Source organism: Cetobacterium somerae ATCC BAA-474, from assembly GCF_000479045.1.
Lineage (GTDB): Bacteria > Fusobacteriota > Fusobacteriia > Fusobacteriales > Fusobacteriaceae > Cetobacterium_A > Cetobacterium_A somerae.
This window is the reverse complement of the sequence record NZ_KI518116.1, coordinates 1-12,258: the sequence shown is the minus strand read 5'-3', so window position 1 is coordinate 12,258 and position 12,258 is coordinate 1. Positions and strand designations below refer to the sequence as shown.

Sequence of the window (12,258 nt, the reverse complement as noted above, 5' to 3'; positions counted from 1 at the left end):
AGTTAAATTCCCCCTTTTTTTAATATTGGCTTTAAAAACAGTGTACAAAGTGGAGCTATATTTATTGAAATAGAGAAAGGTTGATCATCTAGCTCTCTATTCATAGGTTTGATAATTTCACTATTAACTTGGTTACTACCACCAAAAATATCTTTATCACTATTAAAAACTTCCATATACTCAAACATTCTTGGAACACCAATAGAGTGATTTATATATTCATTTTTAGTAAAGTTACAAACAACTAAAATAAAATCCTCTAAATTATCTCCTTTTCTTATAAATGTTATAAGTTTTTGAGAGTGATTTTTATGGTTAACCCACTGGAATCCATCAGAAGTTGAATCTTTTCCCCAAAGAGCTGGTTCTGATTTATAAAATTCATTAAGTTTGCTAATATAAGTTTTTAAAGAGTCATGTTGTGGATATTTTAAAAGTTTCCATTCTAACTCCTCATAATATCTCCATTCAATAAATTGACCAAATTCCCCTCCCATAAAAATAAGTTTTTTTCCAGGATGTCCAAACATGAATCCATAAAACATTCTAAGGGAATCAAATTTTTGAATATAATCTCCACTCATTTTATCAAGAAGTGATTTTTTTCCATGTACCACTTCATCGTGAGATAAGGCTAGTATAAAGTTTTCGCTAAAAGCATACATAATAGAGAATGTTAAAAGATTATGATTTTTATCTCTTTCACAAGGGGTATAGGACATGTATTTCAACATATCATTCATCCATCCCATATTCCATTTGTAGTTAAATCCAAGGCCTCCTTTATATGTAGGAGCTGTTACTAAAGGCCAAGATGTGGCTTCTTCAGCAATCATAAGTGGGTTTTTGTAAAGTTTAAAAATTGTTTCGTTGAGTGTTCTTAGAAAATCAATAGCTTCTAACTTAGCATCTCCACCAAGTGAGTTTTTAAGACCTGTTTTTTCACGTCCATACTCAAGGTATAAAAGGTTTGAGACTGCATCAGCACGAATTCCATCAATATGAAAATGTTCAAATAAAAATGTTGCACTTGATAATAAAAAGTTTTTGACAAAGGGTTTAGTAAAATCAAAGTTAGCAGTTCCCCAAGTTGGGTTTTCCCCTAAAATTTCGTTTTCGTATTCAAAAAGAGGTGTTCCATCAAATCTATATAGACCATGGGCATCTTTACAAAAATGTCCAGGGACCCAGTCTAAAATGACTCCAATTCCAGCTTTATGGCATTCATTAACAAGATATTTAAAATCTTCAGGTGAGCCATAACGACTTGTGATAGAGAAATATCCAACTCCTTGATATCCCCAAGATGTATCTAAAGGATGTTCAGTGAGAGGAAGGATTTCAATATGAGTAAAACCTGTTTCTAAAATATATGGAACAAGCTTTTTAGCAATTTCTCGGTAGTTGAGAAACTCTCTTCCATCTTCAGGGCCATCTCCACGGTTATAGTTTCTTTTCCAAGAACCTAAATGTAGTTCATAAATACTGATAGGTTTACTGTAAAGATTTTCTGAAGCTCTTTTTTCTAACCATTTTTTATCTTCCCACGGAAAAGATTTAAAAGGGTTATAAACAATAGAAGCAGTATTAGGTCGAACTTCAGAATAAAAGGCAAAGGGATCACTTTTCATAAATATTTTTTGATTTTTATCAGCAATCATATATTTATAAATTGTTCCCTCTTTTAAATTAGGAATAAAAAGAGTCCAAACTCCAGTTTGAATATCTTTATTCATATAGTTTCTTTTTCCATCCCAGTCATTGAAATCTCCAACGACTGAAACTTTCATAGCATTAGGTGCCCAAAGAGTAAATAGAACTCCATCAACACCATCATTTTTTTTCAGATGAGAACCGAAAGTTTTATAAAGAGTATAATTCATAGAAATCCCCCCTTTTTCCCAAAATTTTAATTATTATAATATATTATTTTGAAAAAAGATACATCTTTCCTTTATAAAAATAAAAAATAATTTCCAAATTAAAAAAAGAAAGTGAAGGAATATTTTGTATTAAATTTATTTAGTATAAAATAAAAAGAAAATATCTATACCAAAGGTATGATATTGTGTTATATTTTAATTGAAAAAATAAGGAGAGGGGAAAAGATGAAAATATTAAAGTATTTATTAGTGGCATGTATGATGACTATGTCTATTTTTGCTCAGGAAACAAAGAGAATAGCTCTGACTTTTGATGATGGTCCAAAAGCTAAAATAACAGAGGAAATTTTAGAAGTTTTAAATGAAAACAATGCAAAGGCAACATTTTTTATTTTAGGAACAAATGGAAAAAGATATCCAAAAATTTTAGAAAAAATATATGATGGTGGACATCAAATTGCAAACCACTCGTATAATCATCCAAATTTAAAAAAATTACCAATGAATGATGTAAAAAAAGAACTTGAAAGTACAAATAAAATTATTACAAGTGTAACAAATAAAAAAGTTGTATACTTTAGACCTCCATATGGTGCTTTAGGAAAAACTCAAAAAGAGGAGTTAAAAAAGAGTTTAGGTATGGAGTCAGTTATGTGGAACATCTGTCCTAAAGATTGGGAAAAACCATCTGATGCAGATTATATAGCTAAGTTTTTAGTAGAAAATGCAAAGGATAATGGAATAGTATTACTACATGACTATGGGAAAACTGCTCAGGCTCTAAAAGTAGCTATTCCAGAGTTAAAAGCTAAAGGTTTTGAGTTTGTAACAGTTGAAGAGCTAAATAAGAAATAAAAAAAAATAATAAAAAAGCTTTACTTTTTAATAAAAAACATGTATAATAATTCTAGATTAATAATATGAGTTTTAAAATTTTTAGAAGAGAAACCTATAGGTAACTTGAGTTTGTTTAACCTCTGATTTAAAGATTAAGATTTGTAGAGTTATAAAAAATAATTTTATGGAGGTATCAAATGAAAGGTACTGTTAAATGGTTTAACGAAGAAAAAGGATTTGGATTTATCACTGGTGAGGACGGGAAAGATGTATTCGCACACTTCTCTCAAATCAAGAAAGATGGATTCAAGAAGTTAGTAGAAGGAGAAGAAGTAACTTTTGACGTAGTTCAAGGTGAAAGAGGACCTCAAGCATCTAACATCGTAACTGTAAAGTAATGATATTTTAAAGCCTTAGAAGATTTTCTAAGGCTTTTTTTTATGTAAAAATATAAAATATTTACTTTTTTTTATAAAAAAGGTATAATTTAAAGGTTGAAAAACAAAAATAAATTAAAGGAGAGAAAAGATGGATAGTTACCCCAAACGGACTAAAAATAAAAACAATTTAATATATAGTTTGTAGGGGAAAGGTCTAGAAATTTTTCTTCAGTTTTCCTCTGCAAAATTCAAGGAGGAAAAATGTTTGAAACAAAAGTAAAAGAGCTTCTATTAAAAAAGGATTTAAAAGGTCTAAAGGAGGTTCTAAACTTAGAAACTCCAGTAAATATAGCTGAATTTATTGAAGCTAACAGTGAAAATGAAAAGGATATAATTATTCTTTTTAGACTTTTACACAAAGAGTTAGCGGCGGAAGTTTTTGCAAATTTAGATGCTGATGAGCAGATAAAAATTGTAGGTTCAATAAATGATGATAAACTTCAATCTCTATTGGAGGAGCTATATTTTGATGATATGATTGACTTTTTAGAAGAGATGCCTTCAAATGTTGTGAAAAGAGTGCTTGAAAATTACAAGCATGAAAACAGATCTCTAATAAATCAATTTTTATCTTATGAAGAGGATTCAGCAGGAAGTTTAATGACAATAGAGTATCTTTCTCTAAGAAGTAACCAAACTGTAAAAGAGAGTCTTGAGCATATAAGAAAATATGCAGAGGAACTTGAAACTATAGATGTTGCTTATGTTATAGATAAGAATAAAAAGCTTGAGGGAGAGATAACATTAAAGAAACTTTTAGCATCTTCTGATGATGAGGTTATAGAAAATATTATGGATAAGAATATACTTTCTGTAAAAACATCAACAAATCAAGAGGAAGCTGTAAAGTTATTTAAAAAGTATGATTTAACAGTTTTACCAGTAATTGATAAGGAAAATATTTTAGTGGGAATTATTACTATAGATGATATGGTAGATGTTATTGAAGAGGAAAATACAGAGGACTTCCAGAAGATGGCTGCTATGGCACCAAGTAAGGAGGAGTATTTAGAAACTTCAGTTTTACACTTAGCTAAAAATCGTTTAACATGGCTTTTAGTACTAATGGTTTCAGCTACTTTTACAGGATCAATTATTAGTAAATATGAAGAGATAATAGAACAGATGGTAGTTTTAGCTGCAGCTATTCCAATGCTTATGGATACAGGAGGAAATGCAGGTTCACAATCGTCAACTCTTATAATAAGAGGAATGGCTTTAGGTGAGATTAAAATGAGTGATTATTTAAAAGTTGTATGGAAAGAGTTAAGAGTAAGTTTAATCGTAGGATTGGGATTAGGAGCTGTAAACTTTTTACGTATGAATTATATATTAAAGCAAGATTTTAAAATGTCAATGCTAGTATCGTTTACTTTAGGTATAACAGTAGTAATAGCAAAATTAGTTGGAGGATTACTTCCAATTGGAGCTAAAAAATTAAAGTTAGACCCAGCTATAATGGCAGGGCCATTAGTTACAACTATTGTTGATGCACTAGCCTTAGTAATTTACTTTTACTTAGCAATGTTTTTATATAGTGATGTATTGAGATAGAGAGTCAGATCGAAAGATCTGACTTTTATTTTTCTAAATATTTTTATAAAAAACTGTTATATAACAGTTTTTCCTTTGAAACCTTGCTTTAAGAGTTAAAAGAGGTATAATTGTGTTAAAAATAGGTTTCATAGGGAGGAGTTATTATGGATAAAAATATGAAAAATGGTTTTGGAACAATAGCGATTCATGGTGGAAGTGAGAAAAATCCGTTTGGAACTTTAGCTACACCAATCTATCAGACATCAACATTTATATTTGATTCAGCTGAGCAAGGGGGGAAAAGATTTGCTTTAGAGGAAGAGGGATATATCTATTCAAGATTGGGGAACCCTACAGTAACAGTTGTAGAGAAAAAGTTGGCTCTTTTAGAAGAGGGAGAAGCAGCACTGGCCACAGCTTCAGGAATGGGAGCAATAGCTTCAGTAATGTGGACAGTTTTAAAAGCTGGAGACCATGTTTTAGCAGACAAAACACTTTATGGATGTACATTTGCACTGCTTAGTCATGGATTAACAAAATTTGGAATAGATGTAGAATTTATAGATACTTCAGATTTAGAAGCTGTAAAGAGATCTTTAAAAGCTAATACAAAAGTTGTTTATTTAGAAACACCAGCAAATCCAAATCTGAAAATTGTTGATATAGAAGCAGTTTCAAAAATAGCTCACACACACAATGATAATATATTAGTTGTAGTGGACAATACATTTGCAACACCGTATTGTCAAAAACCTTTAACACTGGGAGCAGATGTTGTTGTTCACTCGGCTACAAAATATTTAAATGGACATGGAGATGTAATAGCAGGTTTTGTTGTAGGTAAAATGGATTTAGTAACTCAAGTTAGACTTGTTGGAGTAAAAGATATGACTGGAGCAGTTTTAAGTCCAATGGACGCTTACTACATAATTAGAGGAATGAAAACTTTAGAGATTAGAATGGAAAGACACTGTTCTAATGCTAGAAAAGTAGCGGAGTTTTTAAATACTCATCCTAAAGTTGAAACAGTGTTTTACCCAGGATTAAAAACACATCCAGGACACGAAATTGCATGTAAACAGATGAAAGACTTTGGAGGAATTTTTGCCTTTGAACTAAAAGGTGGAATGGATGCAGGAAAAACTCTATTAAATAATCTAAAACTTTGTTCTCTAGCAGTTTCTTTAGGAGATACAGAGACACTTATTCAACACCCAGCTTCAATGACTCACTCACCATATACAAGAGAGGAGAGATTAACTGCAGGAATCACTGATGGATTAGTTAGAATCTCTGTAGGACTTGAGGATGTAGAGGATATAATTACAGATTTAAGAAATGGTTTAGAGTTAGTTTAAAAGCAGTATAAAAATAAAAAATAATATATTGACAAAATAACGAAAATGCATCATAATGCATTATAAAATTTTAATATTAGTTCACCTTTATAAACTGAGCCTAAGGCCGATGGCAAAGACGTTATAACCCTGTGAACATAAATATTGTGACGCTGCCATAACAATATTCGAGAATTTTGTTATTTGTTATCTTTGAGAGCGTACTTTGTGCGCTCTTTTTTTGACTAAAAAATAGGGAGGCGATAGTGGTAATCAATACTTTTAAATTCGGATTTTATTCTTTTATGGGAATCTGGCTGTTTCTAGTTCCAATTGTAATTGGAGGAGAATCAGCAATGCTTTTAGGACACATAAAAAGTTATATAGTTAATGGATATGTGGGAGTAGTTAAGTCCTTTATGATAGGATTTGCTGTGGTCACCATATTTGGAACTATTTTTGGAATAAAAAAGAAAACTTTTAATGATAGAGTTTTGGACGAATTTTTTATAAGTAGTAAATTTGTATCAATAGTTAGAATAATTGGAGCACTGTCTTTAATTTTAATAGCATATAATTTTTTACCCAATGTAATAGGTGATGTAGTAGCAGATGAAGGAACTGGTTTAATGATGATAAATGAACTACTTCCAACTATTTTAGTAACTTTTTTACTTGAAGTTATGCTAATTCCACTTCTTACATCTTTTGGATTAGTTGAGTTTATTGGAACTTTAATCGCTCCATATATGAGAAAGTTATTTAGAGTACCTGGGTATGCAGCAATAGATGCTCTAGCATCTTTTGTAGGAGATGGAACTATTGGAATTGTAGTTACAGATCAACAATATGAAAAAGGGTATTATACTCAAAAAGAAGCGGCGATAATAGCTACATCGTTCTCTTTAGTTGGGATATCATTTGCTATAATGATGGCAGATTTATTAAGGTTATCACATATATTTGGATATTTTTATGGCTCTATTGTAGTTTGTACAATTTTAACAGGAGTTGTGATTTCAAGACTTCCTTTAAAAAAGTTTAAAGATAATTACTATAAAGAGGGTGAAGCTCCAAATGAAAGAGATACGAGTATGAGTTACGCTTTAAGATTGGCTTCAGATGTAGCTGGAAGAACAAAGGCTACAAAGGTTTTAAAGGATTCATTTTTAAAGGTTTTAACAATATACGTAACGTTTACTCCTGTTATAATGTTAATAGGAACAATAGGGTTAGTTCTTGCAGAGAAAACAATAGTTTTTCAAGTAATAACAGCACCTATGGTACCATTTTTAGAATTTGTAGGTTTTGAAAGAGAGATAGCTCAGTATATGGCTCCATCTATGATAATAGGAATTACAGATATGTGGTTACCAGCTGTATTTATTAAAGATTGTCCAAGTGAATTGGCTAGATTTGTAATTGGAGGACTAACTTTTTCTCAATTGATATATTTTAGTGAGACTGGAATTATTCTTATGAATTCAAAAATAGGGTTTAATTTTTTTGATGTAATGAAAATATTTTTCTTAAGAAGTATAGTGGCTTTTCCAATGATATATGGAGTTGGACTGTTCATGTTAAAAATAGGATTATTAGCAAATTAAGGGAGGAAACTCCCTTTTTTTATTGAATATGGAAAATGAGAAAAAAATTCTTATTGTAAGAAAATTTTTTTTGACTTTTTGAAGAGCGTGGGGTATATACCTATATTGGAAAAAGGAGGGGGATTAATTTGAAAGGAGACTTAGAGATCTTAGAAGAGTACAGAAAAGTAGCAAGATTTATGTCTAAATGTTATGGAGAAAATGTAGAGGTAGTTCTTCATGATTTAACAGATATAAGTAGTTCTAGTATCGAGATATTCAACAACCATGTGAGTGGAAGAGAGATAGGTTCTCCTATGAGTGAATTTGGATTAAAAATTTTGAAAGAGAGACTCTATGATGATAGAGAGTTTATAACAAACTCAAAAGGTGTTGTGGGAGGAAAAATTCTTAGATCCTCAACATTTTTTATAAAAAATATAGATGGGAATATTATTGGAATGATATGTGTAAATGTAGATGTGAGTAGTTATTTAAACATAGCCTATCAAATGGAGAGTATGGCAAATTTTGGTCTAAATTTAAAAGATGAAAAAGAGTTAGTAACAGAAGTGGATTTTCCAAACTCTATAAAAGAGATGATAAACAAGGCTTTACTAGAGATTTTAAAAGGTAGAGTATCTTGGAAAGAGATAGAGGGGGAGGAGAAACTTAATGTTATAAAAAAACTTCACCAAAAGGGGATATTTGATTTAAGAGGTGGAGTTTTAGAGGTCTCAGAAGCTTTAAATGTTTCTGAATCAACAATATATCGTTATTTAAGCAAAATTTAAAAAAGGATGGTAGATCATGAGTAAAATGGTAGAAATCAGATGGCATGGTAGAGGTGGACAAGGTGCAAAAACAGCTTCTCTTCTATTAGCAGATGTAGCATTTAGTAGTGGGATGTATGTTCAAGGTTTTCCTGAGTATGGACCAGAGAGAATGGGAGCACCAATAACAGCTTATAATCGTATAGGAAATGAACCAATTAGAGTTCATTCAAATATTTATGAACCAAACTTTGTAGTTGTAGTGGATGAAACTTTAATAAAAGCAATTGAAGTGGAAAAAGGTCTTAAAGAGGGCGGAGCTATAATTGTAAATAGTGAGAGAAGTCCTGAGGAGTTAAGAGCTGAATTAAGAGGTTATACAGGAAGACTTTATACATGCAATGCTAGAAAGATATCTGAAGAGTGTTTAGGAAAATATTTCCCAAATACACCGATGCTTGGAGCAGTTGTAAAAGTTAGTGAACTTATACCAGAAGCTGAATTTATAAAAAATATGGAAGAGTCATTTAAACATAAATTTAGTACTAAACCTCAAGTTTTAGAGGGGAATATGTGTGCGTTAAAGCGTTCAATGGATGAGGTGGAAGGATAATGAAAAATAAAAACGGTAGAATAATAGATGAAACTATAACTTGGCAAGAGATAACTCCTGGTGGAGTAGTATATGAAGCTGGAAGTGCTGAAAACTTTAAAACTGGTGACTGGAGAACAATGAAAGTTGATTTTATTGATGAGAATTGTAAGCAATGTTTACTATGTATCCCAGTATGCCCAGATTCAGCTATTCCAGTTAAAGATGGAAAAAGACTAGATTTTGATCAGGATCACTGCAAAGGGTGTGGAGTTTGTTTTGCAGTATGCCCATTTAAAGCGATAGAGTTTACAAAGGCTTAGGAGGAGAGAGGAAAATGAGTATAAGAGAGAGAATGTCAGGAAACGAAGCTGTAGCCACAGCCATGAGACAGATAAATCCAGATGTAATGCCAGCATTTCCAATTACACCATCAACTGAGGTACCGCAATACTTCTCTAAGTATGTAGCAGATGGAAATGTAAATACAGAGTTTATTCCAGTGGAATCAGAGCATAGTGCAATGTCAGCAGCTATAGGAGCTCAAGCAGCAGGAGCTAGAACAATGACAGCTACTTCGTCATGCGGACTTGCTTTAATGTGGGAGATGTTATATGTAGCTTCTTCAATGAGATTACCTATAACTATGGCACTTATAAACAGAGCTTTAACTGGACCAATTAATATAAATGCAGACCACAGTGATTCAATGGGGGCTAGAGACACTGGTTGGATTCAAATATATAGTGAAACAAATCAAGAGGCGTATGACAACTATATTCAAGCAGTAAAAATAGCCGAAGATCCAAGAGTTATGCTTCCTGCAATGGTTTGCCAAGATGGATTTATAACATCTCACGCTGTTGAAAATATAGAGCTTTTAGAAGATGATAAGGTAAAGGCTTTTGTGGGAGAGTATAATCCAGAGGATTATCTATTAAACTCAGCTAGACCAATAGCTCATGGACCATACGATACAGCTAACTTCTATATGGAGCATAAAGTTCAGCAAGCTCATGCTATGATAAACGCAAGACATGTTATAAAAGAGGTAGCAAAAGATTATGAAAAATTAACAGGAAGAAAATACTCATTCTTTGAGGAGTATAAGATGCAAGATGCAGATGTAGCTATAGTACTTATAAACTCAACTGCTGGAACAGCTAAAGAAGCTGTTGATGAGTTAAGAGCAGAGGGGAAAAAAGTTGGACTTATTAAAATTAGAGTATTTAGACCATTCCCATTTGATGAATTAAAATACAGCTTAACAGGAATAAAAGTTGTTGGTGTAATGGATAAATGTGAGGGATTCTCTGGAGCTGGAGGACCGCTTTTTGCTGAGGTTAGATCAGCACTTTATGATTCACACGATAGACCAGAGATGTTTAACTATGTGTATGGATTAGGTGGAAGAGATGTAACTGTAGATACTATAAAAGGAGTATTTAACGAACTTCTTTATGAAGCACACGCAAAACAACTTATAGAGGATCAAGTGGAAATAGCTTACAACCCAGAATTGCTTTTAGCACATACAGCTGATTTTGAAGTTGGTAGAGTTTACAGACACTTAGGAGTAAGGGGGTAGTAAGATGGCATACAATTTTAAAGAGGAAATGAATAAACCAGAGAGATTAACTGGAGGACATAGACTTTGTGCTGGATGTGGAGCAGGAGTTGCAGTAAGAGGAGTTTTAAGAGCTTTAAAAGTTGAGGATAAGGCAGTAATTGCAAATGCCACTGGATGTTTAGAGGTTTCAACATTTATGTATCCATATACAGCTTGGAAGGATTCATTTATTCATAGTGCTTTTGAAAATGCAGGAGCAACTTTAAGTGGAGTAGAGGGAGCTTACAATGCTTTAAAAAGACGTGGAAAAATAGATGATACATATAAATTCATAGCTTTTGGAGGAGATGGAGGAACTTATGATATAGGATTCCAATCACTTTCTGGAGCGATGGAAAGAGGACACGATATGGTTTATGTATGCTATGATAATGGAGCATATATGAATACAGGTATCCAAAGATCGTCAGCTACACCGAGATATGCTGATACAACAACTTCACCTATTGGTAAGGATAGTAATGGAAAGGTTCAAAGTAGAAAGGATTTAACAGCTATTATTGCTGATCATAATATTCCGTATGTTGCTCAAACAACGTTTTTAGGAAATATGAAAGATTTACACGAAAAATCAGAAAAAGCTATTTATACAGAGGGAGCAGCATTTTTAAATGTATTAGCTCCATGTCCAAGAGGATGGAGATATTCAACAGAAAAACTTATGGAGATGTGTAAGTTAGCTGTTGAAACTTGCTACTGGCCACTATTTGAAGTTATAAATGGAGAGTGGAAATTATCTTATAAACCTAAAAATAAACTTCCAATTACAGAGTTTATAAAAGATCAAGGAAGATTTGCTCATCTATTTAAACCTGGAAATGAGCATTTAATAGAAGAGATGCAAAATGAAGTGGATAGAAGATGGGAAGCTCTTTTAAAAAGATGTGGAGAGGAGATTTAAATCCTAGAGAAATGTTCGTAGAAATTGAATAATTGTGTGTGAAAACGCTCTTAATGTTCTAAAGGACTTTAAAAAAATCTAAAAACATGTATAATTTAAGACGTAAGGAAACTTACCCTTGAAACATTTAACGTTGTGTTAAAGTTTGAAGTGCCCCGACGTCTAGAAATAGATAAAACCCCCCTCAGTTTCTGAGGGGGGTTTTATTTTAGTGAAGATATTAATTAATAAAGGATAAAATGATATAATAAAACAAGTTATAAATAATTAAATGTTTAAAATTATGAGGAGGGGGAATGGATATAAAAAAAAGGATGGGAATATATACTTTAATATTTCTAACAATTCTATCATTTTTAACATATTTATCAAAAGATAGTGATAATTATATAAAAATATCTAACAATAGAGAAAGTATAGATTTTTTTAATAAAAATCAAGAGGAGATTTTTTTATATAAAAATGAGGATAAAAACTTAGAAAAAATTAAATTAGACAGCTATTTAGATGGCTATGCTAGTTTTAATACTAAAGGAAAAAATTATATTTTAGAGGTTCAAGAAAAAAAATTTTTGACTGAAAAATATCATTTGAAAAAAGAGAAAGAGCCTATTGAATTATTTCTAAATTATTTACCAAAGAGCAATTTACGACAAAATAATATTTTTCTAAATTCGTTGACTGTAATATTTTTAATATATAATTTTATGTTATTTTATAATTTTAAAAAAGAAATCTTATCA

General features: G+C 31.5%; 12 protein-coding genes. 11 read left to right on the top strand and 1 reads right to left on the bottom strand.

Going from position 1 to position 12,258, the window contains the following annotated elements; genetic code table 11:
* Window positions 1-2 precede the first annotated feature (2 nt).
* Window positions 3-1,883 (bottom strand): 1,4-alpha-glucan branching protein GlgB, encoded by a 1,881-nt coding sequence (gene glgB, locus HMPREF0202_RS04430; protein WP_023052092.1) that lies wholly within the window; start codon window positions 1,881-1,883, stop codon window positions 3-5.
* 225 nt (window positions 1,884-2,108) lie between these two features.
* Between glgB and HMPREF0202_RS04425 the strand changes: the two genes are divergently transcribed.
* The 11 genes from HMPREF0202_RS04425 to HMPREF0202_RS04375 form a co-directional block, all read left to right on the top strand.
* Entirely contained in the window at window positions 2,109-2,738 is a 630-nt protein-coding gene (locus tag HMPREF0202_RS04425) for a polysaccharide deacetylase family protein (RefSeq protein ID WP_051364126.1), read from the top strand.
* 179 nt (window positions 2,739-2,917) lie between these two features.
* On the top strand, window positions 2,918-3,118 hold the full coding sequence (locus HMPREF0202_RS04420; protein ID WP_023052090.1) for a cold-shock protein: 201 nt from the start codon (window positions 2,918-2,920) through the stop codon (window positions 3,116-3,118).
* 243 nt (window positions 3,119-3,361) lie between these two features.
* Window positions 3,362-4,714, top strand: coding sequence for a magnesium transporter (gene mgtE / locus HMPREF0202_RS04415; protein ID WP_023052089.1), 1,353 nt, complete (start codon window positions 3,362-3,364; stop codon window positions 4,712-4,714).
* A 146-nt stretch (window positions 4,715-4,860) separates the two neighbouring features.
* The gene (gene megL / locus HMPREF0202_RS04410) at window positions 4,861-6,054 is read left to right on the top strand and encodes a methionine gamma-lyase (protein WP_023052088.1); all 1,194 of its coding nucleotides are present in this window, start codon (window positions 4,861-4,863) and stop codon (window positions 6,052-6,054) included.
* A gap of 245 nt (window positions 6,055-6,299) precedes the next feature.
* Window positions 6,300-7,640, top strand: coding sequence for a YjiH family protein (locus tag HMPREF0202_RS04405; RefSeq protein ID WP_051364125.1), 1,341 nt, complete (start codon window positions 6,300-6,302; stop codon window positions 7,638-7,640).
* 128 nt (window positions 7,641-7,768) lie between these two features.
* Entirely contained in the window at window positions 7,769-8,413 is a 645-nt protein-coding gene (locus HMPREF0202_RS04400) for a helix-turn-helix transcriptional regulator (RefSeq protein WP_023052086.1), read from the top strand.
* A 16-nt stretch (window positions 8,414-8,429) separates the two neighbouring features.
* Entirely contained in the window at window positions 8,430-9,005 is a 576-nt protein-coding gene (locus tag HMPREF0202_RS04395) for a 2-oxoacid:acceptor oxidoreductase subunit gamma family protein (RefSeq protein ID WP_023052085.1), read from the top strand.
* Window positions 9,005-9,307 (top strand): 4Fe-4S dicluster domain-containing protein, encoded by a 303-nt coding sequence (locus HMPREF0202_RS04390; RefSeq protein WP_023052084.1) that lies wholly within the window; start codon window positions 9,005-9,007, stop codon window positions 9,305-9,307. Before HMPREF0202_RS04395 ends, HMPREF0202_RS04390 begins: the two co-directional genes overlap by 1 nt.
* 14 nt (window positions 9,308-9,321) lie before the next feature.
* Window positions 9,322-10,572, top strand: coding sequence for a pyruvate flavodoxin/ferredoxin oxidoreductase, thiamine diP-binding domain protein (porA, locus tag HMPREF0202_RS04385; RefSeq protein WP_023052083.1), 1,251 nt, complete (start codon window positions 9,322-9,324; stop codon window positions 10,570-10,572).
* 4 nt (window positions 10,573-10,576) lie between these two features.
* Window positions 10,577-11,515: a thiamine pyrophosphate-dependent enzyme gene (locus HMPREF0202_RS04380; protein ID WP_023052082.1), complete on the top strand. Its 939-nt coding sequence runs from the start codon at window positions 10,577-10,579 to the stop codon at window positions 11,513-11,515.
* A 296-nt stretch (window positions 11,516-11,811) separates the two neighbouring features.
* A partial coding sequence (locus HMPREF0202_RS04375) for a hypothetical protein (RefSeq protein WP_023052081.1) occupies window positions 11,812-12,258 on the top strand: 447 nt, incomplete at its 3' end.

Coding starts and splice junctions, on each gene's coding strand:
- HMPREF0202_RS04395 (WP_023052085.1), top strand. CDS start 8,430: ATGAGTAAAATGGTAGAAATCAGATGGCATGGTAGAGGTGGACAAGGT.
- megL (WP_023052088.1), top strand. CDS start 4,861: ATGGATAAAAATATGAAAAATGGTTTTGGAACAATAGCGATTCATGGT.
- mgtE (WP_023052089.1), top strand. CDS start 3,362: ATGTTTGAAACAAAAGTAAAAGAGCTTCTATTAAAAAAGGATTTAAAA.
- porA (WP_023052083.1), top strand. CDS start 9,322: ATGAGTATAAGAGAGAGAATGTCAGGAAACGAAGCTGTAGCCACAGCC.
- HMPREF0202_RS04425 (WP_051364126.1), top strand. CDS start 2,109: ATGAAAATATTAAAGTATTTATTAGTGGCATGTATGATGACTATGTCT.
- HMPREF0202_RS04390 (WP_023052084.1), top strand. CDS start 9,005: ATGAAAAATAAAAACGGTAGAATAATAGATGAAACTATAACTTGGCAA.
- glgB (WP_023052092.1), bottom strand. CDS start 1,883: ATGAATTATACTCTTTATAAAACTTTCGGTTCTCATCTGAAAAAAAAT.
- HMPREF0202_RS04420 (WP_023052090.1), top strand. CDS start 2,918: ATGAAAGGTACTGTTAAATGGTTTAACGAAGAAAAAGGATTTGGATTT.
- HMPREF0202_RS04380 (WP_023052082.1), top strand. CDS start 10,577: ATGGCATACAATTTTAAAGAGGAAATGAATAAACCAGAGAGATTAACT.